This window comes from Sulfuricurvum sp. (assembly GCF_022759005.1).
In the GTDB taxonomy this organism is placed as follows: Bacteria; Campylobacterota; Campylobacteria; order Campylobacterales; family Sulfurimonadaceae; genus Sulfuricurvum.
In genome coordinates, this window is record NZ_JAEMQA010000074.1 from 1 (window position 1) to 25,562 (window position 25,562).

Consider the following 25,562-nt stretch of genomic DNA (forward strand, 5'->3'; position numbering starts at 1 on the left):
AGAGACGACCCCATCACGTTCTGCACAGTTTGCCCCGACGATTGAGAAAATCGCCGCATTGGGTCTTGATAAACTCGTTGACGGATTCAGCACCACCGACAATCCGTTGGCAAAGCTCAAATACAATGCCCTCTTTGCCGCCATGAAACTCCAAGATCGTTTCGGAAAACCGGCATTGGCAACGATGAGTATGCGTGATCGTAATCGCATCGCACTCCAAAGTGATCTTTTGGGTGCCAACGAAGCGGGTGTCCGCGCCATCCTTGCCCTCACGGGAGACAGCGCCCATTACTCCGATCAACCGCACGCCAAAGGGGTATTTGAGGGGAACAGCAAACTCCTTCTCGACATCATCACGACGCTCAACAACGGAACTGATTTAGCAGAGCAAAAACTCCTCGCTCCCGTCCAAGAGATTTTCCCCTTTGCCGTTATCGATGCATATGCCAAAAGTGCTGCTACGTTACAAAAAAAGATCACTAAAAAAGTGGCTCACGGAGCAATTGCCATCATCTCCCAACCCGTATATGATCTCGAAAATGCAAAAAAACTATTAGAGATGATGGAAAATGCCAACAGTGAAAACAATGCTGAGTGCGTACTAGTTTTAGGCTATTTCCCGATTACGAAACTCCGAACTGCCCGATTTTTGGATGAAAATGTCCCGGGGATTTTTGTACCGCAGACATGGGTCGAAGCGCTCGAAGCCGCATCACTCATCAACCCGGAGGAAGAGTATCGCGTAGGGTTTGAATTGAGCAAAAACCTTTTCGAAGAGCTAAAAGCACTCCATCCGAAAATTCATATTATGACGGCAAATCAGTTTGAACTCGCCAAGGCGATTTTGAGCTAATTTCAGCCTCTTTTGGCTATAATCGATCATTATTAAATCCATGAAATGAGCCTTTATGATCGATGTAAAACTTCTCCAGAAAAATTTTGACGAAACCGCCACCGCACTCATGCGCAAAAAAGTCTCAGCAGAGACTATCGCGGAGCTAAAATCCGCCAACGAAACCCTCAAAAGCGCGAAACAAGCCTACGAGACTCTCCAAGCCAAACAAAACGAACTCAGTAAACTCTTTGGACAGTATAAAAAAGAGGGGAAAAGCACCGACGAACTCAAAGCCGAGGTCGATGCCAACAAAGTGACTCTGGGCGAACTATTGGACGCTCAACGTGCTGCCGAAGAGGCTCTCGATGCAATCATCATGCGTGTCCCGAATATCCCCGATGCCGATGTGCCTGATGGTGAAGATGAAGAGAGTAACGTTGAGCTTCGCAAAGTGCTCACTCCTCCAATATTTAGCTTTACCCCAAAAGAACACTGGGAACTCGCCGAACAAAACGGCTGGATCGATTTTGAGAAGGGTGTGAAACTCGCAAAAAGCCGTTTCAGCGTTGTCGGCGGTATGGGTGCACGATTGGAGCGAGCACTCATCAACTTCATGCTCGATTTCAACCGTGAACGGGGATTTGAAGAGTATAGCGTTCCGATGCTTGTCAACCGCCGTGCATTAGAGGGAACAGGACAGCTTCCGAAATTCGAAGAAGATCTCTTCAAAGTCGAAGAGGAAGAGCTCTATCTCATCCCTACGGCGGAAGTACCGCTCACCAACCTTTTCCAAGACGAGATTTTAGCCTCTGCCGACCTCCCGATCAAAATGACGGGATATACTTCGTGTTTTCGCAAAGAGGCAGGGAGCGGCGGACGCGACGTGCGCGGTATGATCCGTCAGCACCAGTTCCACAAAGTCGAACTCGTCGCCATCACGACCCAAGATCAAAGCGATACGGTATTTGATGAGATGGTTGCATGTGCTTCCGATTTGCTTGCCGCACTCGGACTTCCACACCGTCTTGTCACCCTCTGTACGGGTGATTTGGGATTTGGTGCCGCAAGGACGGTCGATTTGGAAGTATGGCTTCCGGGACAAAATACCTACCGTGAAATCAGCTCCGTCTCCAATACACGCGATTTTCAGGCACGTCGTGCAAAAATCCGCTACAAAGAGGACGGGAAAAATATCCTCGCTCATACCCTAAACGGTTCAAGTTTAGCGGTCGGACGGACGATGATAGCTATCATGGAAAATTTCCAACAAGAAGACGGCAGTATCATCATCCCTGATGTGCTGCAAAAATACCTCTAAAAGTTAAAGAGAGCCCATGGCCGAAGAGCAAGAAGAGATAATCATCATCGATGAATCCGATGCCGCTGGCGTCGCGAAATCTGACGAAAATGCCGGCGAAACGACCGAAGAATCAAATGGACTTTCCAAAAAGAAAAAGATGATTTTGATAAGTGCCGGTGCGCTTGTTTTACTTCTTGCCGCAGGGGGTGGAGCATTCTTTTTACTCAAAGGACACGGAAAAGAAAGGGCTGCCGTTGTAGAATCAAACACAACCAAAACAGCATCTGAAGAGATTATCGAGCCAAGCCAGCTTGAGAGCATGATAGAGAGGGCAAACTATCTTTACGCCAACGGCAATGCGACTGAAGCCCTCCAACTTTACGAAAAAATTGCCCTTTATTCCGAAGCAATCAGTCAATACAACCTCGGAGTGGTTCAACTTAGAGAGGGAGAATTTGAGCAAGCTCTAAGCAACTTCAAACGTTCAATCGCCAACAGTGAAAACCGATGTGTCAGTGCGATTAATGCAGCAGTATGTTGTTTGAATCTTAAACGGGAAAAAGATTTCAACTACTACATCAATATGGCCCAATCGTATCTGCCGCAAGAGAGCAGTTCTCCGATGTATTCGTATTATTATGCGTTGATCAACTACTACAAGGGGAACTATCTCGAAGCTCTCAGTGCCCTCAAGCACCCTACTACCGACGAATATCAAACAACCCAAAATAAACTTCGTGCAAAAATCAGTTCGCTCTTCGGCGGATACAACGATGCGATCTCGGCAATGGAAAATCCTCTGCAAGAAGAAGACTCATTTACTCTCGGTCTTTTGTATGCGAATCAGGGAAATATCGAAAAAGCCAAGAAGTACCTCCAAGATGCCATCATACAAAATGACACTCCAATCCAAGAAAAGCTGGCATTGGCATTCGTCAATCTCAAATCCGGACAACACCGCGACGCTTCAACCCTCATCAAAGAAGCAACCGACTTGAATGCCGATCAAGTCTATACCCCTTATCCTATTCGGATTTTTCTAAAGCCTTCCCTTTACAATCCGGATGATTTGCAACGCATCTATCGCGAACATAAACCTGACAACCGCCCAAAAATCATCCAGACCCTCTTTTATTATGCTCCGTACAAAATTTTCAATGCCGACCAAACGCTCAATTACATCCGTAAAGGTGCGGCGAATATCTACATCGATGACATCGCCAGCGCAAAAGAGTACCTACAGACAAGCACACGCGCATCGAGTGTTGACTACGGAATAGCCCTTGCGGTTCAAAAAGCGCTCAAGTTTCGTCTACGAGATGCGAATCAGCAGCTTGCAGCTTTACTCAAACACAACCCTCAACATTCGATATTACAATACGATTTGGCTCTGACTTATGCTCAGTTAGGGGATACGCCCAAAGCGTATGAGTATTTTCTCCGTTCATACCACCTCGATGCCAACAACTACCTCTCCGGGATTTTTGCGATCATGTGCGGGAATATGATCGGCAAAGACACTACCAAACTCTCAGCAATTCTCAAAGAGAATCTAAACCAAGAGAGCGATAAAGAAGAGTTTGAGCTTTACCGCACCCTCATGGAAGTTGCTCAAAATAATATGCCGGGCGCAGCAAAATGGTTGGACAAAAAATACAATGAACGACCGTTCTATCTCGCACTTGATTTGGAACTTGCTTCTGAAACAGGCCAAAAAGAGGATGCCCGCAAATATGCAAAACGTTTAGCAACGCTTCAACCGAATGATATTTTGCCACATCTGATGGTAATCGATACCTACTTCGGCGATCAAAAACCAAAAGCGTTTGCCGGAGCGGCGATCAACTACCTCAAAAAGCAATCGTTCCAATACGACGATCTCTATTTCGGACCGCAAATTACCCGTGACCGGATGGTTTTAATGTCCGCAATGACAGGACAACTCGCGCCGTTTATCGAACGGCTTGAAACACGTCTACAGGCGACAACAGATCATACTACCGATATTATCAGCGCACTGGCACAATCGTATTTTTATAATCAAGATTTTGAAAAATCGTATTCGCTTTACAATCAGTTGATTGATACTCATAAAATTCGTGATGAAAAGACCCTCTTTATGGGCGCATCTGCTTCAATCGGAGCACGACATTATGAGAATGCCATTGCATTGCTTGAGCTCTCAAAAATCCAGAATCCGACCTATTTAGAGACACTATACGCTCTCTCATTGTTATACATTCAAAATCGCAATAACCCAGCCGCTGTCATCCAACTTGACAAAATGGGGAATACCGGATTTCAATCACAGAACTTTGATTTCCAAATCGATACCGAAAAATTAGCCAAAGAGCCTAAAAGCTATCATCCTCTTTGAAAGAGGCGACGCAACATATAAAAAGAGGCTCTTATAGGGCCATACAATAAATATCCCGCCGCTAAAAGTGCCATCCCCTCTATCGGATAAACAAAAATTCCCATCGCTACAACAATAAAACCGATCAAAAATCGGATGAAATGGAACGTTTTAAAGTTCATTTTTTTGAAACTCGGATAACGGATATTGCTTACCATTAACATTGCCAATACCAATGCAAGAGGAAGAATAAATACTTTGTAGCTAGCCAGCGAATGGTACCGCTCAAGCACCAAAATAGCTATCGATATCATGACTGCCGCTGTAGGGATAGGAAGCCCGATAAAGACACTTGGTTCTATGCGCGATGTCGTCACATTAAACCTTGCCAGCCGAACCGCACCGAAAATGATAAAGAGGGCACTGACGACAATACCGATACGCCCATACGCTTCACCGACATACAAATACAGAATCAATGCCGGAGCAACACCGAATGCGACAATATCTGCCAATGAATCAAATTCAACCCCGAAATGGCTTGCCGTATTGGTCAAGCGGGCGACACGCCCATCCAATCCATCAAAAATCAATGCTAAAAAGATAAACCACGGTGCAGAATCAAAAGAGCCTTCCAAAGCTAATACAATTGCATAAAACCCTGAAAATATAGATGCTGCCGTGAAAAAATTGGGAAGAAGATAAGCGATAGGCGGTGGAGTGCTGCGCATCGGATTACGCTGCGTTTAGGTATCCGATGACACTCTCACCCGCTCGTACGGATGCACCGGCATTGACCGAAACACGCGCTGATGCAGGGAGGTAAATAACACTGCGCCCTTTTGCCAAAAAGCCGTATCGAGTACCCTCTTTGAACTTTTGACTTTTCTCAAGTTCAATGCCGATTGGAAAACAGCTTTGCTCGCTCAAATGTTCGATATAAATTTCATCCCCTTTTTTAGAACGGAACGAAATAACCGCTTTTTCATTTAGCGTATCGGATAATGGATGGTACAACGGCAAAGAGGCACCGTGTCGAATTTTAAACCCTTCCACTTCACAATCAAACGGAGCACGCAGCATCGATACATCCCAAAGGGAGTTCATTACCGTCACTTTTGACATCTTTTGATCATCCACAATACTCTCTTCGACGGAGAGGACGATACCGTCTACACTGCTGATAACGGCATCTGATTCGGTTTCGGAGGTATTGCGTTCAGGGTTTCGAAAAATAATCAATACAGAGAGCAAAAGCGCTCCGAAGATAAATTGGAACAAATGGAGTCCAGTCATACTAAAAAACAAGAATAGAGCGCCCAAAACGCCTGAAATTAGCCATCCTCGATTCGAGAGGATAAAGGTATCATTTTGTATGCTCATAATCTACTCCTATTCGTCAATTACAGTTTTTGGACTATCGGGGATCTCTTTACGAGGTTCGAGCTTTGTCGGTATATTGTGTTCGGTTTCGTATGCTTCAATAATCTCACGAACCTGATCGCCGGAGATATTCTCTTTGGCATATAAGAGCTCGACGATTTGCTCAATAGCACCGCGGTACTCTTCCAATCTTGCTTTAACCTCTTCATAATGCTCTTGAAGAGAACGTTTGATAAACGTATCCATATCCTCGGCCATTTTATCGCTATACTCGCGTGCTTGGGTCATTCCACCGCCCAAGAAACTGCTGCGTTGTTTCTCTAACACCATAAGACCTGCAACATCGCTCATACCGTACATTTGTACCATTGCTTTGATGATGTCGGTAGAGCGTTCCAAATCGTTTGCCGCACCGGTCGAAATTTCACCGATAAAGACCTCTTCTGCCGCGCGTCCGCCGAGCAATACATCCACTTCAGCCCACAGTTCATGACGCTGCATCAAGTATTTGTTCTCTTCGGGGGTATTGAGGGTATACCCAAGAGCTGCCAAACCGCGAGGAACGATCGAAACCTTGGAAACCTTTTTAGCTCCCTTCGTCGTCTCTGCCAACAGTGCATGACCGCTTTCATGATATGCCACGATCCGTTTCTCTTTTTCATCGATACGGCGGCTCTTTTTCGAAAGACCTGCAATCGCCCGCTCAACCGCTTCACGCATATCTGCTTGTCGAACGGTTTTTTGATTTTTTCGTCCTGCAAGCAATGCTGCTTCGTTGACGATATTGGCCAAATCGGCACCCGCTAATCCGGCTGTAAGACGGGCAATCTCTTCAAGATCAACATCTGCGTCTTGTTTAACCCCTTTGACGTGAACATTGAGGATATCGATACGCCCTTGGAAATCCGGTTTATCGACCAAAACCTGTCGGTCGAACCGTCCTGGACGCAACAATGCCGGATCAAGAATTTCCGGACGGTTTGTGGCTGCCAAAATAATGATCGGCGTATCCGTACCGAAACCGTCCATCTCGGCTAAAAGCTGATTGAGGGTCTGTTCACGCTCATCGTTACCGCCCATCACACCGCCGGCTGCACGACTTTTACCGATCGCATCGATTTCGTCAATGAAAATAATAGACGGAGCGTCTTTTTTCGCTTGTTCAAACAAATCGCGAACACGCGCCGCACCGACCCCCACAAACATTTCAATGAAGCTTGATCCCGATACCGAGAAAAACGGCACTTCCGCTTCGCCCGCTACCGCTTTGGCTAAAAGAGTTTTACCCGTTCCGGGGCTACCGACGAGCAATACCCCTTTGGGAATTTTAGCCCCGAGCTCTACATAACGATCCGGAAATTTCAGGAAATCGACAATTTCATGCACCTCTTCTTTGGCCTCTTGCGCACCTGCAACATCATCAAATTTGGTTTTCGGTTTTTCGGAATTGATCAATTTTTTGGAATTGCCCATCCCTAAAATGCCGCCACCCATATTTCGTTGCATACGACCGGCAAAAAACATCCAAATTGCAATGATAATCAAAAACGGGAAAAGCCAACCGAACATCTCGGTAAACCAATTGGTCTCACTGAAACCTACATAGTTGATTTTTTTGGCATCCAGTAATGGGATTAGGGTCGAATCTTGACCGACGATACGTGTCGTATAGGCAACTTTTCCATTACCGTCGTTGCCGATTGCACGAATGTAGGTTTGGCCGATAGAGACTTTTTCTACCTGCTTGTCATTGATGAGACGTTTGAGGTCGGCATAGCTGATCTCTTGGGTGCGTGTTACATTTTGCCCATTCAATTTTCCTGCAAGTTCATTCTCATCTCCGATTATCGCTTTAAAGAGAACAATAATAACAATCGAAAAAAGGGCAAATGTGATTAAAGGATTTTTATTGAAAAAATTACCGTTTTTATCGGGTGAAGGATTTTGGTTCGGTTCATTATTAGCCATATTATACAGTTCCTTTTTGTGTTACCACGAGAGTAACCCACTCATTCTCGACGAGGCGCTCCGTCAATTCAAAATTTTTATACGCACGAAGTACTTTCTCTTCGTATTTGTCCATGATACCCGAGAGGATCAAAATTCCCCCATCACGCAGCCGCTTTCTCAAATCGCTGGCAATAAATACCAAAACATCGGCTACGATATTGGCAATGATGACATCATATTGCTCATTGGTCTCGTTAATCGAACCTTCCCATAGCCGGCGATAGCCGATATGGTTTTGTTCAGCGTTGACGATCGCATTTTCAACAGATAGGGGATCGGTATCACACGCATCGACGATAGCCCCTTTTTTAATTGCGGCAATCGCCAAAATTCCGCTACCGCATCCGACATCCATCACTGTATCGCCGCTTTTAACGTATTTGGCTATCCCGCGCAGGCAGGAAGCCGTAGTAGGATGATGACCCGTTCCAAAAGCCAAAGCAGGGTCTATAGCGATGTTAAGCATCCCCTCTTTTGGTGCTTCCCATGTCGGATGGATATAAAACGGGTCGATCTCTACGGGTGCGATCCCTTGCTGGTACTGGGCGATCCAGTCGTCATTTTTCTCTTTCGTGAGAGTCATCTCGACATCGATAACCTCACCGACAGCTCGTTGCAATGCTTCAGAAAATTGTTCAACGCCCCACATGACCGTCTCAAGGTCTTCTTCGCTACGGATAATAAAACCATCTTCGATTTCCTCGAATCCGACAGGCAAGATGTCGACAAGGAAATCACTAAAAAGTTCAAGATGTGATGATGGTTTTACCACCAACATATAGTAGTAATCTTGCATTAACCCTCAGTACCAAGTACGGCAGTAAGTTTTTCTTTAAGTACTTGTGGAGTGAACGGTTTAACGATGTAGTTATTAACACCTGCTTTGAGCGCAGTAATAACTTCCGCTTTACCCCCCTCTGTCGTTACCATGATGATCGGAAGATCCACAAAGCGTGCATCTGCACGTACTTTTTTAACCAATTCCAATCCATTCATCTCCGGCATATTCCAGTCGGTGATTAGCATCCCCATATCGGGATTGGCATCCAACACATTCCATCCCTGCAATCCGTCTTCACCTTCTAAAACATCTTCATAACCGAGTCGTGAAAGTGTATTTTTGATAATACGGCGCATTGTCGAGCTATCATCTACAACCAATAATTTCAAAGTACGTCCTTTTATTGATACATTATTTACAGAATTAATCTCTAATCATAACCTAACCAAGTTTGCGGTAAGTTTAAAAAAAGTTTTTGAGGTCAATTCTCCCCTCATAAAACGCTTTTCCGACAATCACACCGGAAACCTCTTTGCTTGCCAGAAGCGCATGGATATCGCTCTCGTCTTTCACACCGCCGCTGGCAATTGTCGGAATTCCGGATGCACGGGCAATATCGATGGTAAAATCGACATTTACACCAGAAAGTGTACCGTCTCGTCCCACGTCGGTACAGATGATTGCTTGAACCCCCGCATCGGCAAATGCGCGTGCCAAATCGGTCGCCCGCATAGAGCTCACTTCGCCCCATCCCTCAACTGCAACGAATCCGTCAATCGCATCGATGCCGACAACGATAGGATACTTGGCTGCCATTGATTTGACAAATTCAGGATCACGCAGTGCGATAGAGCCTAAAATAAGGCGATCAATTCCAAGATCAAGATAACGTTTAATCGTCTCTTCATCCCGAATACCGCCTCCAAGCTGCAATTTGACATTGCAGTTTTCACGGATCAAACGAATCTGTTCCAAATTTTTCGGTTCACCTGCAAAAGCACCATTCAGATCCACCAAATGAACCCATTGGGCTCCCATCTCTTCAAATGTCTTTACCAATTCCCATGGGGTATCAGAATAAATTTTGGCACTCTCCATCAACCCTTTGGTGAGGCGTACCGCTTTGCCGTCTTTTAGATCAATCGCCGGAAAAATAGTCATCAAGAAATCCTTTTAGAGGTTAATAAAATTATTGAGAATAGTGAGGCCGTTTTGATGACTCTTCTCCGGATGTGGCTGTAAACCCATCACGTTCTCGTGCGCTACGGCACTTGTAAAACGGTATCCGTAAACCGATTCGCCAATCGTATCGGCCGCATTAGTCGTCAGTGCATGATACGAGTGGACGAAATAGAGATAATGGGCTTCATCCAATCCGCTAAATAACGGGTGATCTTTGGTAAACATCCGATTCCATCCCATATGCGGAACTTTTAGCGGCGTATGAAACCGGCTGGCATCAAACGAGACAACCCGCCCTTGAATAAGTCCGAGCCCTTCGGTGATACCAAATTCTTCACTCGATTCAAACAAAAGCTGCATCCCTAAACATATTCCCAGCAAATGCTTTCCGCTTTGGGCATACTCACGTACCGCTTCATCCATCCCACGTGCTCTTAAATGCTCCATTGCATCACCGAAAGCACCTACCCCCGGTAAAATAATACGATCGTACTGAGATAGTTTATCTGGATCGGATTCAACAACCACTTTTTCTCCAAGCAGATCAAAAGCGTTCTTTACACTGGCCAAATTACCCATGTTGTAATCAACAATAGCTATCAACTGCGTTCTCCTAAATTAGTAAAGCGGATATAGATCGCCAATCCGGTCAACAACATCGCTACACCGCCTATAATATAAATCGCATTGACCAGCATATCCGGCTCAGTCATTGCAAATTTGAAGACCAGCATCAACGCTTCGATAGAGAGGGCGATAATGATCGAGCCTAAAAAACGGACCATCGTTTTGTGAATGCTCGAATCGGGATCGTGTTTGAGTCTCCCCAAGACCTCCTCTTCAAAGAGGGTTTTGACCAGATCCAATATCGCTAAGGATAAGGTGAGCAAAATCGTCGCTTCAAAGACGTCTTTGATCTCGATCTTACCATACTGCCCCATTCCGTATGTTAAGAACCCTTCGATCCCTTTCACAAATAGCAGTAAAGAAACCAATGCCAACACCACGGTAAATGCGGCATACGCTCCTCTAAAAATCCGCCCTGCAGTCGATTCAAGTGCCATCGGATGGGCAATTTTCAACACTTCTGCAAGTGGCATATCGATACATGCCACATAAACGATCTCACCGTTTTCATCAAACACCGGTTCAGATGCGGTGACGGTAAGCTCATCGTTGAGTAAAGAGGGGTACGGATCGGTGATCGTGCATCGACGCTCATGCATCGCACGATAATAGTAGGCTCTCGTTGAGCGGCCAGCACCAATATCCTCTTCTTTTTTTCCGTTTTTTAAGTACGTAGGAGATACTTGATTTCCAGCAGCATCGAGCAAATAGGTTGCTTCAAGCCCCTGTAAATCTCCCCGAATTTTTAATAATCGGGCGGTCAATGATTCAAGAGAAACCGAAGGGAGATGATTCGGAAGGTTTTTATGAAATAGATAACAAAAATAAGCACGCGCTTTCGGACGAATTTCGGCGAACTGCCGAATGTCTTGAATAACCATATTTTCTGATCCTCCTCTCCTATTTTTGATAGTTATTGTAGCTTAGTTGCGCTATAGTTACGCTTATGAATTCAGCCAAACTTCGTATCGCTATTGTCCGCCTCAGCGCATTGGGCGATATCGTCAATACTGCCGTTGCACTGCAAATCGTGCACAAATACTATCCAAACGCGCAGATCGATTGGTATGTCGAAGAGGTGTTTGCTCCGATTCTCCTCGATCATCCTCTCGTTCACGAAGTGATTAGTGTCCCGATCAAACGGATCAAAAAAACCAAAAGTTTTCAACTCCTCCGCAAGAGCATACGAAATCTCCGATCACGAGAGGGTTACGATCAGATCATCGATGCCCAAGGGCTTCTCAAATCGGCAATTGTCGCCTCACTCATCAAAGGAAAAGTGCACGGATTTGATCGCAACAGCATCCGCGAAAAACTAGCCACGTCGTTTTACGATACCACCTCTGCCATCCCGTATGAAATGAATGTAATTAAACGCAATGTTTTAGTGATTGCCGAAGGGTTGCATATCCCCTATAATGAAAATGACATTCTCCAAAAAGAACCCCTTTTCCCTCAAAAAGAGCGCCCTTCGGAACTCAAAGAGGGGAAAAATATTGCATGTGTAATCGGTGCATCATGGCCGAGCAAATGCTATCCCAAAGAGCATTTTGCGACCCTTTGTGACGCATTGCCGTATCCGACGTATCTCATTTGGGGAAGTGAAGCCGAACGACTCGATGCACAGTGGATTTGTGAACACTCTTCCAATGCCCTTCTCGCTCCAAAAATGTCGCTCGGCGAACTGGTCAATTTTATCTCCCATTGTGATCTCATCATCGGAAACGACACGGGTCCAACCCACATTGCATGGGCTATGAACCGTCCTTCGATAACGCTTTTCGGTCCGACCAATGAGAGGATGATTTATCCGACAGCCATCAATATCGGTATAAAATCTCCATCGGATGTTAATATTCTAAAAATTGATCGACACGATTTCAGTATTCGCCACATACCACCTGAAACCATCTCTCGAAAGGCTAAAGAATTATTATGATCGGATTTCGTCTTTTTTTACTGCTTGATTCATTCTTGATGGCTCTTAATGCACGATGGCGCAAAAACTTCTTTATTTTTTTAGCATATCTTGCATGCACTTTTGATCAAAAACGAAAGCGTATCATTCGTCAAAACCTCAATTTTGCTTTTCCTGATGGGTTAAGTGATCATGAGCGCAATGAGATAGAACACTACTGCTATAAAAACCTCGCATTGAATTTTTTACAAGTAATGGAAAACCGCCGCAATACCCAAGAAGATCTTCGTCGCAAAGTGACATTTAAAAACAAAGAGGTAGTGGATCGCCTATTAGAGCAAAAAAAAGCAATTATTTTTATCTCTGCCCACTACGGGAACTGGGAAATTGGGGCGACTGCATTGGCCGATTTGATCACTCCTACGCTCTCTATCTACAAAACACTGAACAATAAGGCGTTTGAGCCCTATCTTCTCCAAGCAAGAACAAATCATCAAATGTCTATGTATGAAAAATCGGGGGCTTTGAAGTATCTTTCAAAAGCACTCAAAAAAGGGGAATCGGTCTCTCTGATGATTGATCAGGCGAGTAATGCTCGAAGCGGTGTCAAAGTTAACTTTTTTGGCCATCCGACCTATCATTCCTCTTCGCCGGCTATGTTGTCACGCAAATACGACGCCCCTATCGTAGGGCTGTACATCTATACTGACGATGAAGAGAACTATACCATTACCTTTGAAGAACCGATTGTAGTAGAGGGAGAAGATGAAGATTCCATCATTGAAGCGACACAGCGCCAAGTCGATGCGCTCGAAAAAGTGATCCGAGCAAACCCGAAATTTTGGTTTTGGTGTCACAAACGGTGGAAAGGGGAATACAAAGAGATTTACGCGGGGTAAGCCTCTTTTAGAATTTCATACAACTCCTCAGGAGTCATATCCGGATGTTCTTCCCATGCATTTTTCATCACGGCATTGTCTTCCAAGCCGTTCCAGATTTTGATGTAACTTCCCTCTTTGTATCCGTGATCTTGTCGGAATTGGTTGAGGATATTCTTGCCAACATACAAACGGTACAGTTCAGTCGCATTGAGTGCGCCCAAATACGCCAACTCAAAAAACTCTTCGACTAAAGCCCCGACCATCTCTGCTGAAATGGGAATCAATGAAAGGCGCATAACGTTTTCGATTCTTGTCATCAACAATAAATCGCTCCCGAATGTTAGAGGAATCGATGTGTTGAGCTTTCGATATTCGGGGGTTTGCGCCATTCTCTCTGAGAGTTCTTCGATACTTTCAGCTTTATTCGAAAATTCCAATACCAAGCTCATCACAAAATGCCACACATCCACAATCTCAATCTGAAGGTTGGCATAATCGGTTGGTTGGGCAATGCTTTTCCAGTGTTTCCAACTGAAGGAATCAATCATTTCAGCCGATTCCATATAGATGCATCGACGCCAGTTGATCGGTTTTCCCTCTTTGGTGATCCCTTTTTCCCATCCGATACCATTCGTCGCATCGTTTAGTTGTTGTTGTAATTCGAGCATACAGAGTAATTTGTTCATGGTTATCCTTTTCAAAGTTTCAAATTATAGGTAAAATTTCCTATGCAAAAAATAATCTGTCAAAAATGTATTTACTATTTCGTCACTTGGGAAGCCCATCAGCCGCACGGATGCAAGGCTTACGGATTCAAAAGCAAAATGATCCCCTCCATGGTCGTCCAAAACTCCAGTGGGAAACCGTGCACTTTATTTCAGCTCAAAGCCCCCGTCTCCAAGTAATCTTTTTCCCGAATCCGAGGGTATTATCAGTCATCTTCACCTCATCAAGCCGAATAGACCAAAGAGTCGGATTCATAACCCGCGCATAAGGGAACGCTTCGAAATAGAGACTTTTCAGTGTATCCGGACACACTTCGATCTCTCCGCTAAACTGTACCCCCTGTATTTTTCCTACCGTTTTGGTCTCCAGCGCAACCGTCCCTGCGACATGGGAATTTTGCAGAGCATTTCGCATATGTTCCGTCGATTCATCGGATGCTACGATAAATGAGATACTTTGCGCGTCATACGCGTAAAACATCGAACAGCACCAGAGTCTCTCTCCCCTTGTCGCAAGAGCCAAAAGATGATGTTTTTGAATAAAAGCGATAATTTTAGAGTCCATCCAATGCTCCACACAGTTTTTCCAGTGCTTCATCGAGTTGTTCGGAAGCAACCGCAAAATTAAGCCGCATGAATCCCGATCCCTCTTTCCCGAAACTCAAACCCGGGCTAAGCCCCAACCCCGCTTTATGGACGAAAAACTCCCGTAATTCTCTATCTCCCAGCTCCATCTCTCGACAATCAAGCCATGCGAGATAGGTCGCCTCGGGTTTCGTGTAGCGAATCGGTGTAGCAAAAAGTGCCTCAGCGATGCGCTGTGCATGATCACTGAGATGGCCTAAAAGTTTTTGGTACCATCCATCCCCCTCCCGATATGCCGCTTCAAACGCTACATGAGACAAAAGCGCTCCATCTCCCCAATGTACCCGTTTGCATTCAGCCTCAAACATTTCGCGTAATGTTTGAGACGCAATACACACCGTCGAGATCGAAAAACCTGCCATATTGAACGTTTTTCCAGGTCCCATCAAAGTCACCGTATTCTCTAAAAATGCCGAAGATAACGATGCCAAGGGGATATGCTTATTCGGAGCATAGACAATATCGGAGTGAATCTCATCGCTGATAATGCGGATACCGTGTTCCAAACACAATTCCCCCAACGCTAAAAGCTCTGAACGGCTCCATACCCGCCCGATCGGATTATGCGGTGAACAGAACAATAACAGTTTTGTTTTAGAGGTAATCTGAGCACCAAGACGCTCAAGATCAAAGCGGTATATACCTGAATCATCTTGTTTCAAGGGATGGATGATTAACTCACGGTTATTCTCTTTGACCATCGAATAAAACAGAGGATAGACCGGGTCCATAACGATCACCTCATCCCCCTCTTCGCTGAATGCACGAATGGCGCATCCGATCGATGCGACAACGGAGGGGGAGTAGCTGAGCCATTCACGTTTCATCTCAAACCCGTGATGATGACGCATCCAATCGATCTGAGCTTCATAGGCGCTATCGCTCATGATCTCATAGCCGAGTATCGGATGTTCTAATCGCTTTTGTACCGCATTGATGACACATACAGGCGTTGCAATATCCATATCAGCAACCCATAACGGCTGCACCTCTCGGGTGTGAAAAAGTTTTTCTCTCAATACATATTTTTCGGCATTGGTAGATGTACGATCAATATAGCGAAACTCATCCATACCGTTTTTTCCACACATCAAACATTTTCTCTATCCGTCCATATTTTTCGGCTTCATTTTCACCGTCACCGATGACGTACCGAAATCCCGCGTGCTGGATAAAATGACGGCGAAAAGCGTACCGCGACTCCCTCATAATCTCATTACCGGTAGAGATCCACGATCCCCCTTTGATGAGATTGTGTTTCCCATCAAACGTCGGGAGCGAAAAATCCTCGTACCACGGATGGGTAAAGAACCCCTCATACGCGTCCATCTGCGTTTGTGTCCACTGCCATACATTCCCAACAACATCATACAATTCACCGTGCGCAAAGGTATCTACAGGGACAGACGACGCATAATGGGCAAGATTGATATTGGCACGCTGATCGTCAAAGATCGCTTCATCCATACCGCCCATATTCACCATAACTCTCCACTCCGCTTCGGTAGGAAGCCGATACGTTTGTCCTTCCTGTGCACTTTTCCATCGGCAAAACGCTTCGGCTTCGAGAGCATTGACCTCAACCGGCCAGTTGTAAGGCATCTCGATCTCTTGGGTCAATGTTCGGAGTTTGTACCGTCCATCCTCCTGCAATACCCAAAACGGCGGACACGTTGCTTTGCGTAGCTCAAGATAACGCAGCCCCTCTTCATCCCACCAACGGCTAATTCCATATCCGTTTGCAGCGACGAAGTCCATAAATTCGCCGTTACTGACGAGGTATTTGGAAGTTTGAAACGATTCGACTCTTATTCTTTGGACGCCATATTCATTGTCCCATCCATAGAGCCCCTGATCCTCAGTACCTTTTCCCATACTCACCTCTGAAGCGGGAAAATCGATCAACACATTCTCCAATGCATCCCCCCGCAGAGGGCATATCGGAAAATCATCATGAGAGACAACAAACTCCAGCGGCATCTGACGGTGCAAGACACTGGAGGTCTCGATGTGGATCCGTTCATGCTCGATCCCCATCCATATTGCCCACAACGGATCCCTTTGGGTGATCGGAAAGCTCATCGGTAGGGTCATAATCATCTCATCCACCAGCGTCCGAACTTTTTGCCGATAAGCTCGGACGTCATCCAATGCCGGCCATTTTAGGGCATCACTTGACGCATCCCACGTCATCTCATCAACACCGACAGCAAACAGCTGTTCGAAATGGGGATTGATCCGCTCGTGCAGTGCACCTGATGCAATCAGCTTATTGATGTAAAAAATTGCCGTATGCCCGTAATAAAAAATCATCGGATGACGGGTCGGTTCAGATTGCAGATAATACACTTTATCGCTTTTGAGCAGATCAAACAACGATTCAAAAAGATCAAAACTTTGATGAAAATACTCTCTCAATTCTGAACGTTTTGCCTCGATGTCAGCTCCATCCAACGATACCGATCTCATTTGCTTGTGCAACACACTTTTTCCTTCTAAGCATTATGAGACATTTTATCCAATTTATGATGCTGATTCCTCTGAAAATCTGTAATTGTTTTTACCTGTATTTTTCGCTTCATACATCGCTTTGTCTGCTTGTCTGAGCATTTGATCGGGATCGGTACTGTTTTCAGGAAAGAGGCTTATACCGATACTCGCGCCGACACGAATCGTTTGCTCACCGATAAAAAATGGCTGGTTCAACGAAGTGATGATCGACTTGGCTATTTTTTCGACATATTTCGTATCCTGAACCCCTGGAAGCAAGACAATAAATTCATCTCCCCCCAACCGTCCTACCGTATCACTGTGACGAACGCAATTGCTAAGCCGCAAGGCGACACTTTTGAGCAATCGATCGCCTATATCATGCCCGTGACCGTCATTCACCCCTTTAAAGCCGTCAAGATCCAAAAACATGACCGTGACAATACTCTCTTTGAGTCGCGCTTCATGAAGCGACTGCTCCAATAGACTCATCACCATTTTTCGATTCGTCAAACCGGTCAACGCGTCCATGTGAGCTTCTGTTTCCAACTCATCAATGTGGGTGACCATATGTTTCGTCATCCGAAGTGAAAGGAGCAAACCGATGAGAAAAATAATCAAAACGGTAGAAAGGATACTGTTTCGGATAATATAGAGCACTTTAAACGCTTCGGACTCATCTATTTTTGCCACCATACCCCATCCCACAATCGGAACGTATCGCCATGCGGCGAGCACTTTTGCCCCACGATAATCAATCGATTGCCCTCTTCCGTTATGCCCTGTCGCACTTAAAATAGCCGGTATCGCGATAGTCCCATTCAATGGAACACTACGCTTCATTCCCGCATTTTTATCATGTCTTAACGGGCTCAGAAACATCACTTTGTCTCCAACTTGCTTGACTAAAAGTATTTCACCGTTCTCTCCCAAACCGGAGTAGTCTTGTATCTGTTTAAAAAACGAGTTGGCGGAAAATTCAATCACAACAACTCCGATAAGCCTATTGTCATAATCTAAAATAGGAGCGGAAACTTTAAACAGACATTTCTGTCGATCTTTTGTACTGCAAGCATAATACATTTCTGAAAAATAGAGTTTTGTTTTTCCCTCTTCAACCATAGTATTGTCGAATTTTGTAATCGCATTATCATCTTTTTTTTGGGAACTGACAATCACTTTCCCGTCTAATCCGACAATATAAATTTGATTAATTTTATCTTCCGATAGATAATTATTCAACTGCTCTTCATACAAATTTTTAGCTTCTTGAGGATAAGATGATTCGTGTAGGAGTAAATTTTTGGTATAAGGGGAGCTTTGTATAGTGTGAATATCGTTGAGGAGTTCATCATAAAAACTTTCGATTTGTATTGCTTTTAATTTGCAGATTGCGTCCAAATGGGCAATTTCAGAAGCGATAATTTGTTTTTTGATCGTTGAGTAACTGTACACTGCGATAAGCAGCATAGGGATGAAAGCCGCAAGGGATAATGTCCATAACAGCCTCATTTTCAAAAGTTTAGCAGAGACATTCATGGCAGTGTACCCCCATTAGGGTTATTGTACACTATTGTATTCAATTTGTATAATTAAATTTATTATTACATCTGATTTGTTAGTCAATTGATAGATTTACTCAACTAACTTAGTCTTCCACCTCAATGTACGGATATTTTTTGGAGTTCTGTTTCAAAAAAATCGTCCAATATTTTTTTCTCTTTTGGGTTCAAGAGGGCATTTTTATGCATCATGAGATATTCCCCTTTGGGCATGAGTGCATCATTCACTAGCTGTTTGCCCCGCTTTAACCGTTCCAATTTCACCGAAGGATCAATCTTTTCCCAGTTGGAGAAATCGAGTGCTTTACGCCCCTCGCTAATATTATTGGCCATCACCCATGAAACAGGTGCCACATTGTAATACCAAGGATATTTTGTTTCAGAAGAATGGCAGTCATAACACGATGTTTTGAGGATATTCATCACTTTTGGATCGCTCTGTAAAGCAACGCTTGGATCCACTTTCGGATTGTTAAAATCGGGACGGATTAACTGCATTATCCCCACAATCCCGACCACCCAATAGAGTATTTTTTTCATTATGATCCGCATCCTTTGTCTCTGATTCAAGTAAGCGTTGCAATGATAGCGTATGAGTGGCAAACGATTTTGAGTTAAATCGTAAAAAGCATGAGAGGGGAGAGCTTCCCCTTTAATCACAACTAAAACAGATACGCAGTAAACTCACTTCTATGAAAATACTCTTTCCGTCTTTATTTACTCCTTTTTCTGATCTCACGGCTGCTTTTACAACACGGCACGGAGGCATATCAAAAGCTCCTTATGAGAATGCAAACCTCGCATTCCACGTCGGGGATAATCCTGAAGACGTTGTAAAAAATCATGATCTTCTCGCTACTAAGCTCGACTATGATCGCTACTCTCTGATTCATATGCGCCAAATTCACTCGGATAAAATTGTACGGGTAGATCACACATTGACCTTTAATACCCCACCCGAATGCGATGCGTTAATTACCAACCGCCCAAATACACCGTTGATGGTGATGAGTGCTGATTGCACGGGGATATTGATCTATGATCCGATCCAAAAAGCGATAGGGGCGGTTCATGCGGGACGTGCGGGTGCACTCAATTCCATCCTCCCCAAAACGATCCAAGCGATGTACCAAACATTTGGCTCAAAAAGCGAAAATCTCTACATCGTTCTGGGTCCCTCTATTGGCGGATGCTGTTATGAAATTAATGAAGCAATAGCCGCCGAATGTGACGAAAAAGGGTACAGCTTGGCATTGCGACGAGAAGATGAAAAAGTATTTTTGGATGTCAATACGATTCTTTTGGAACAGTTAAAAAGTTTGAAGATAACCCATATAGAAGTATCCGATCACTGCACAGCGTGCCGCAAGGATGAGTATTTCTCCTACCGCGGCGATGCTCAACATACCGGACGCATAGCGGGCGTGATTATTCTGCGTTGATTGCAGCCGCCAATTGTTCGGGTAAAAGCCCTAACGATTCTTCAACCATTCGGGCATTGCCGTGTTTGATAAATTCATCGTCATACTCGAAACTCACGACCGAAACATCGGTGATTTTCGCTTCGGAGAGCCATTCCAACAATGCACTTCCGACACCACCAAGGCGTGCCGAATCACTGAATACATACCATTGTTTATGCAAAGCGGCCATTTTACGCAACATTACATCATCGAGCGGTTTGACGAATCGAAGATCGAGCAATGAGGGTTTTTGTTCCATTAACGCTATTGTTTGTGCCGCACGCCCCACACCGTTGCCGTATCCGATGAACAACCGATCACTATCGTTTGCCAAAAGAAGCTGCGCTTTCCCTTTTTCAAAAGGGAGCGATTCGGGTAGATCCGCTTCAAAAAAAGCGCCACGCGGATAGCGAATCGCACACGGATGCTCATACGTCGCAGCAAATTCAACGATTTGATGAAACGATCGTTCATCGCGCGGAGCACACAGGGTCATATTCGGGATAAGACGCAAAAAGCTGATATCATACGCCCCTTGATGGGTCTCTCCGTCTTCACCGACGATACCGGCTCGATCCATAGCGATAACAACCGGTAAATCCATCAGACACACATCATGAATCACCTGATCAAAACCGCGCTGCAAAAACGTCGAATAAATCGTACAAAACGGTTTGAATCCCTCTTTGGCCAGAGCCCCCATCGACGTTACGGCATGCTGCTCGGCAATCGCCACATCCCAAAATCGATCCGGATACTTCTCCATCAATGCGCTCAGTCCAGTTCCGCTCGGCATAGCCGCCGTTACGCCAACAACGTTAGGGTTCGCATCCGCAACCGCCATCAACGCTTCGGTATAGATTTGTGTGGCACTTTTCGCACCGCTTTTTGCACTTGCCGCACCGCTTTTGAGATCAAACGGAGAAACACCGTGCCATTTTTCATGTTTCCCCTCGGCGATCTCATACCCTTTACCTTTGATCGTTTGGACGTGAATCAAAACGGGCTTGCCCATCCCCTTGGCAATCTCAAACGTCTCAATCAGCGATTTGAGATCATGCCCGTCGATAGGACCGATATACTCAATCCCCATCTCTTCAAACATAATCCCTGGAGTAATGAGTTTAAACGACTCTTCGAAACGCTTGGCGAGGTAATGTGCCCCTTCTCCGAAATTATCGACAAACTGCTCTGTTTTCTTTTTAAACCGCTGATAAAACGGACTTGCCATCGCGGAACTGAGCATTCGGCTGATCGCACCGATCGGCTTGGCGATGGACATCTCATTATCGTTGAGGATAATGATCATCGGATATTTGCGATCTCCCAGTTCATTAAGCGCCTCATATGCCATCCCCGCCGACATGGCTCCATCTCCGATTACGACGACGGGAATACGACTCTCCTGCTCATGTTTGAGTACAATCGCTTTGGCGGCTCCGACACCGAGTGAAATCGAAGTCGAACTATGCCCCGCCACAAAATAATCACTTGGAGATTCGGAGGGTTTCGTGTAGCCGCTCAATCCACCGAACTGACGAAGGGTTGCAAACTCTTCCCATCGCTCGGTAAGCAGTTTGTGCGCATACGATTGGTGCGATACGTCAAAAATAAAAGGATCTTTGGTCGCGTCAAATACTTTGTGCATCGCAACGATAATTTCCGTTGCACCCAGTGTTGAACTCAAATGCCCCCCGTTGCTACTGACTACTTCTAAAATACGGTTCCGTATTTTTTGAGATAATTCCTCTAACTGCGACAAAGTAAAATTTTTAATATCCATTGTGATGCACTATCCTACACTAATTCAATACGTTTATGCTTCAAGCAATAAAGAGCGTTTTAATCTTTCATATCGTTTTTTAATCTCAGAATCGATATTTCCGACATCACTGATCGCAACAACACCACCAGGGCTAATCGCACGATCGGACAATACCTCTACGTGACCAAGAGACCCCACTTTTTCAGAAATAAATCCGTGATCAGCCGGATTGACACGCAAAGTCACTTTTGAAGCATCTTTGAGTTCATCGATAAGATCACCGGAGAGTTTCGCCGCAATTTTAGCGCTCCGCTCCGCCGTCTCAATCCCAATCACCTCTTTCGCAATATCAAGCGCGATATGGGTCAGCTCTTTTTGAATTGCATCAAGAGCACTTACAAATTCAGCCGCCGCATTTTCAAGCGTTTTCACTGACTGGGCAAGCAAATCATGGGACTGGGCGCTGGCTCCCGCATTTGACGCTTTCTCTTGCGCTATTCCAGCCTCAAATCCTTCAGCATAAGCAGCTTTACGAGCCTCTTCAAGTGCCAAAGCATGTTCTTCTTGCATCGATTCGAGTCTCATCTGCATTTTGATAACATTGGAACTCATCTCATCGGCTTTTTTCATCATCGACTCAATCAGCTCATCTTTGGAGGATTTCGACTCCTCTTTGCGGCGTTCAACAATAGGCTGCTCATCCATAGGAAAATTATTGATCTCATGAGTCGCTTCGCCGACGCTCATTCCTGAAAGGGATGAGAGAATTTTAAACTGGTATTTACTAATAGTATGTGATCCGGTAGCATTCTGCTGAATTACTACATCCATTTAGCCTACTCCACCATCTCTTCAGATTCACCCAACTGCAATACACCTTGTTCCGCCAACGCTTGAACGGCATCGACAATTTTACGCTGTGCCGATTCGACCTCTTTCATTTTCACGGCACCTAAGAACTGCAGTTCTTCGATAAAGGCATCTTTGGCACGCTGAGACATATTGGCATAAAATTTCTCTTTGAGCTCTTCGGCCGCATTTTTAAGTGAAAGCATAAGATCGTTTTTATCGACCGCTTTAAGAATTTCACGGATGCTGTTGTTATCCAAATTAACCATATCTTCAAAGGTGAACATCATCTCTTTGATCGATGCGGCAAGCTCTTGGTCAAGCTGCTCGATTTGACTCAATGTAGATTTGGACACTTTTGCACCCAAACGGTTGAATACGTCGGCGACCGAACGCGGTCCACCCACTTCAACTTTGTAGCTTGCGAGCGATTCGAGTTTGGACTCCAATACCGCACTGACCCGCTTAATAATGGATGGAGAGATGTCTCCGAGTTTTGCCATACGCATCGCTACTTCGGCGCGTAAATCATCTGGGAAGATATAGAGCGTTTCCGCAGCCGCAGAGGGATCCATGTGCGCCAAAATCAAAGCAACCGTTTGAGGGTGCTCCGTCATAATAAAGTCGGCCAATTGCTGCGGCTTAATTTTTGACAAGAATGCAAAGTTTTGGGTACTTTGCATCGTTTTGCTCAGTTTTTCTAAAACTTTTTTCGCTTCATCCGGTCCAAGCGCTTTATAGAGAATTTCGCGGGCGTAATCCATACCGCCGGTATTGAGATACTGATTTGATTGAATGATCGCATAGAACTCTTCAAGGACCGCAGCACCGATATTTTTTTCAATGGAGCGGTTATTTGCAATAAATTTGGAAATTTCGGTAATGGCATCGACACTCATCCGAGAAAACAGAGTTGCGGTAACATCTTCGCCCAGCTGAACCAATAATATGGCCACTTTCTGGGACATACTCATTTCATCAAAATTAGCTTGCTGAGACTGTGTTAACGTCATTTTCTCTCCTAACGCTTGTGTGAATTATCGGAGATGGGAAGTGATTCTTCTTCCAATAATGCCTGAATCAACGAAGCCACTTCTTCTGGATGCTCTTCGGCAATTTCACGAACTTTTTCAAGCAACACGTCGTATTTCAATTCATCCTCATTGAAATTATCCCCGAGCCCGAGCTGATTTTCGACTTTTTTACGCATTTGCTGTACTTTTTCAGTCAAATCTTCATCCTCATCGTCGGCAATCTCAAGATTCGGCTTCTCGAATTCTTCCTCTTCTCGACTGAAGTCTAACATACGTTCCGCAAACGGAATAATCATTTTTTTGTATGCTACGAACAATATGATAGCGACCAATATATATTTAAATACTGAGGCAAACGGAGTAATATAGGTAGCCATGAAATCGGATACTTTGGATGCTCCGTCTTTTGGTTTATTTCCGTCTTTCGAAGCTTGGAACTCGAAGTTACGAACTGTGACCTGATCGCCGCGCTGTTCATCAGCCCCGATCGATTGTTTTACCAAGGCATCAATTGCCTGAATCTGGGTCTCATCCAATGCGACGTATTGGATCTCATCGGTCGGTTGACCCGATGCATCTTTTTTCGGTTCATATTTCCCATCAACTACAACCGCGGCTGTCATCCGCTTGATGCGAGCAAACTCCATTTTTGTTGTGGAGACGGTTTTGGATACCTCATAATTCGTCGTACCGGTCGTTTTTTCGTATTTTTCACCGCCGCCGCTTGCAAGGCCTTGAACCGGACCGATATTGCTCACTGCTCCCGGCACTCCGCCTACCTGAGCCGGTGCTTGACCATCGCGCTTCTCTTCAGTGGTTTGCTCACTGCGAACAACGTTTTCAGGATCGAATTTTTCCGAGGTAGAGCTTTGTTCACTAAAGTCGTACTCAATCGTCACTTTTGCGACAACACGCTCTTTTCCTCCGATAAACGGCGCAAGTACATTGACGATTTTTTCTTCTTGTTTTTTCTCTTCTTTGGCTTTGTACTGTTGCTGAATGGCTGAAAGTTCACCCATGGCACTTGCATCATCATTATCACCCAATGTCTCACCATCGGCATCGATGAGTGCTACATTTTCGGGAGTCAGTTTCGGAACCGCTGCCGCAACGAGTTTTTTAATCCCACGAATTTGTTTTGGGGTGAGTTTTCTATCCGGCTGAAGTTGTACCATAACCGATGCGGAGGGAGGAACCTCTTCGGAGACAAAAAGGGTCTCTTTCGGCAAAGCGAGCGAAACACTCGATTTTTCAACCGGCTCCAGTGAATCGATCGATCGGGCAAGCTCCCCCTCCAAAGCTCGACGAAATTTAACCTCTTGATCGAAATTGGTAGCACCGAATTCCTGTTTGTCAAAGAGTTCAAATCCGACATGCCCCTCTTTGGGAATGCCTAAAGAAGCGATAGCAATACGTTCTTTATAGACAACCTCTTTTGGGACTTCGATAACGTTTTCTCTCGGAATACGGTAGGGAATTTTATCTTTTTCGAGCTGCTGGATTACTTTGGAAGCATCTTCACCGCTAAGCTGTTCAAACAGAACTTGATACCCCTCATTCTCTTTTTTTGAGCCTTCGGATGAATACACCACTAAAAAAATCAAAAAGCCGATGATCCCCGCGACTGCGGCACCGATAATAATTTTTTGTGCTTGCGTAAGTTTCCCGAAAAAAACAACCAGTTGCGAAAAAAGGGTCTTGAAATCCATTGTTACCTATTTTTATAATAAAGGATCAGTGAGTTCAAAAAATCGAT

Annotated in this window: 24 protein-coding genes; 6 read left to right on the top strand and 18 right to left on the bottom strand. The window is 44.9% G+C overall.

The features are described from left to right. From JHC35_RS04870 to JHC35_RS04880, 3 genes are all read left to right on the top strand, one after another. Positions 1-853: methylenetetrahydrofolate reductase (locus JHC35_RS04870; protein WP_295042563.1), on the top strand; the 853-nt coding region annotated here is incomplete at its 5' end. Positions 854-908: 55 nt separating this feature from the next. Beyond that, positions 909-2,153: a serine--tRNA ligase gene (gene serS, locus JHC35_RS04875; RefSeq protein WP_295042565.1), complete on the top strand. Its 1,245-nt coding sequence runs from the start codon at positions 909-911 to the stop codon at positions 2,151-2,153. A 16-nt stretch (positions 2,154-2,169) separates the two neighbouring features. Then, a complete protein-coding gene (locus tag JHC35_RS04880) occupies positions 2,170-4,512 on the top strand; it encodes a tetratricopeptide repeat protein (RefSeq protein WP_295042567.1) in 2,343 nt (780 codons plus the stop codon). Here the strand turns inward: JHC35_RS04880 and pssA are convergent. The 8 genes from pssA to JHC35_RS04920 form a co-directional block, all read right to left on the bottom strand. Then, the gene (gene pssA, locus JHC35_RS04885) at positions 4,500-5,222 is read right to left on the bottom strand and encodes a CDP-diacylglycerol--serine O-phosphatidyltransferase (RefSeq protein ID WP_295042569.1); all 723 of its coding nucleotides are present in this window, start codon (positions 5,220-5,222) and stop codon (positions 4,500-4,502) included. The two genes, JHC35_RS04880 and pssA, sit on opposite strands and share 13 nt — an antisense overlap. Positions 5,223-5,226: 4 nt before the next feature. Then, positions 5,227-5,874, bottom strand: coding sequence for a phosphatidylserine decarboxylase (locus JHC35_RS04890; RefSeq protein WP_295042572.1), 648 nt, complete (start codon positions 5,872-5,874; stop codon positions 5,227-5,229). A gap of 9 nt (positions 5,875-5,883) precedes the next feature. Continuing rightward, entirely contained in the window at positions 5,884-7,842 is a 1,959-nt protein-coding gene (gene ftsH / locus JHC35_RS04895) for an ATP-dependent zinc metalloprotease FtsH (RefSeq protein WP_295042574.1), read from the bottom strand. A gap of 1 nt (position 7,843) precedes the next feature. Continuing rightward, entirely contained in the window at positions 7,844-8,680 is an 837-nt protein-coding gene (locus JHC35_RS04900) for a 50S ribosomal protein L11 methyltransferase (RefSeq protein WP_295042575.1), read from the bottom strand. Beyond that, positions 8,680-9,054: a chemotaxis response regulator CheY gene (locus JHC35_RS04905; protein WP_295042577.1), complete on the bottom strand. Its 375-nt coding sequence runs from the start codon at positions 9,052-9,054 to the stop codon at positions 8,680-8,682. Before JHC35_RS04905 ends, JHC35_RS04900 begins: the two co-directional genes overlap by 1 nt. A 73-nt stretch (positions 9,055-9,127) precedes the next feature. After that, entirely contained in the window at positions 9,128-9,826 is a 699-nt protein-coding gene (gene hisA / locus JHC35_RS04910; protein ID WP_295042579.1) for a 1-(5-phosphoribosyl)-5-[(5-phosphoribosylamino)methylideneamino]imidazole-4-carboxamide isomerase, read from the bottom strand. A 12-nt stretch (positions 9,827-9,838) separates the two neighbouring features. After that, on the bottom strand, positions 9,839-10,450 hold the full coding sequence (gene hisH / locus JHC35_RS04915; protein WP_295042581.1) for an imidazole glycerol phosphate synthase subunit HisH: 612 nt from the start codon (positions 10,448-10,450) through the stop codon (positions 9,839-9,841). Beyond that, positions 10,447-11,355, bottom strand: a complete 909-nt coding sequence (locus tag JHC35_RS04920; protein ID WP_295042582.1) for a PDC sensor domain-containing protein — start codon at positions 11,353-11,355, stop codon at positions 10,447-10,449. Before JHC35_RS04920 ends, hisH begins: the two co-directional genes overlap by 4 nt. Positions 11,356-11,420: 65 nt before the next feature. Between JHC35_RS04920 and waaC the strand changes: the two genes are divergently transcribed. Both waaC and JHC35_RS04930 read left to right on the top strand, forming a co-directional pair. Then, a complete protein-coding gene (gene waaC, locus JHC35_RS04925) occupies positions 11,421-12,413 on the top strand; it encodes a lipopolysaccharide heptosyltransferase I (protein WP_295042584.1) in 993 nt (330 codons plus the stop codon). Beyond that, positions 12,410-13,291 (top strand): lipid A biosynthesis lauroyl acyltransferase, encoded by an 882-nt coding sequence (locus JHC35_RS04930; RefSeq protein ID WP_295042586.1) that lies wholly within the window; start codon positions 12,410-12,412, stop codon positions 13,289-13,291. Before waaC ends, JHC35_RS04930 begins: the two co-directional genes overlap by 4 nt. Here JHC35_RS04930 and JHC35_RS04935 read toward each other — a convergent pair. The 6 genes from JHC35_RS04935 to JHC35_RS04960 form a co-directional block, all read right to left on the bottom strand. After that, on the bottom strand, positions 13,279-13,959 hold the full coding sequence (locus tag JHC35_RS04935; RefSeq protein WP_295042588.1) for a dUTP diphosphatase: 681 nt from the start codon (positions 13,957-13,959) through the stop codon (positions 13,279-13,281). The two genes, JHC35_RS04930 and JHC35_RS04935, sit on opposite strands and share 13 nt — an antisense overlap. A 196-nt stretch (positions 13,960-14,155) precedes the next feature. Further along, a complete protein-coding gene (locus JHC35_RS04940; protein ID WP_295042589.1) occupies positions 14,156-14,563 on the bottom strand; it encodes a pyridoxamine 5'-phosphate oxidase family protein in 408 nt (135 codons plus the stop codon). After that, entirely contained in the window at positions 14,553-15,716 is a 1,164-nt protein-coding gene (locus JHC35_RS04945; protein ID WP_295042591.1) for a pyridoxal phosphate-dependent aminotransferase, read from the bottom strand. The genes JHC35_RS04940 and JHC35_RS04945 overlap by 11 nt, the downstream gene beginning before the upstream one ends. After that, entirely contained in the window at positions 15,709-17,127 is a 1,419-nt protein-coding gene (ovoA, locus tag JHC35_RS04950) for a 5-histidylcysteine sulfoxide synthase (protein ID WP_295042593.1), read from the bottom strand. Before ovoA ends, JHC35_RS04945 begins: the two co-directional genes overlap by 8 nt. 39 nt (positions 17,128-17,166) lie before the next feature. Further along, positions 17,167-18,672, bottom strand: coding sequence for a sensor domain-containing diguanylate cyclase (locus JHC35_RS04955; protein ID WP_295042595.1), 1,506 nt, complete (start codon positions 18,670-18,672; stop codon positions 17,167-17,169). A 122-nt stretch (positions 18,673-18,794) separates the two neighbouring features. Then, positions 18,795-19,235 carry a heme-binding domain-containing protein gene (locus JHC35_RS04960; RefSeq protein ID WP_295042597.1) on the bottom strand — a complete coding sequence of 147 codons (441 nt, stop codon included), beginning with the start codon at positions 19,233-19,235 and terminating at the stop codon, positions 18,795-18,797. A gap of 152 nt (positions 19,236-19,387) precedes the next feature. Between JHC35_RS04960 and pgeF the strand changes: the two genes are divergently transcribed. Continuing rightward, a complete protein-coding gene (gene pgeF, locus JHC35_RS04965) occupies positions 19,388-20,137 on the top strand; it encodes a peptidoglycan editing factor PgeF (protein ID WP_295042599.1) in 750 nt (249 codons plus the stop codon). On the opposite strand, the gene dxs is transcribed toward pgeF, so the two are convergent. The 4 genes from dxs to fliF are packed head-to-tail and all read right to left on the bottom strand — an operon-like array spanning position 20,124 to position 25,515. Then, positions 20,124-21,941: a 1-deoxy-D-xylulose-5-phosphate synthase gene (dxs, locus tag JHC35_RS04970; RefSeq protein ID WP_295042601.1), complete on the bottom strand. Its 1,818-nt coding sequence runs from the start codon at positions 21,939-21,941 to the stop codon at positions 20,124-20,126. The two genes, pgeF and dxs, sit on opposite strands and share 14 nt — an antisense overlap. Positions 21,942-21,974: 33 nt before the next feature. Further along, positions 21,975-22,754 (bottom strand): flagellar assembly protein FliH, encoded by a 780-nt coding sequence (gene fliH, locus JHC35_RS04975; protein WP_295042603.1) that lies wholly within the window; start codon positions 22,752-22,754, stop codon positions 21,975-21,977. A 5-nt stretch (positions 22,755-22,759) separates the two neighbouring features. After that, positions 22,760-23,785, bottom strand: coding sequence for a flagellar motor switch protein FliG (gene fliG / locus JHC35_RS04980; RefSeq protein ID WP_295042605.1), 1,026 nt, complete (start codon positions 23,783-23,785; stop codon positions 22,760-22,762). 8 nt (positions 23,786-23,793) lie between these two features. Beyond that, entirely contained in the window at positions 23,794-25,515 is a 1,722-nt protein-coding gene (fliF, locus tag JHC35_RS04985; protein WP_295042607.1) for a flagellar basal-body MS-ring/collar protein FliF, read from the bottom strand. Positions 25,516-25,562 lie beyond the last annotated feature (47 nt).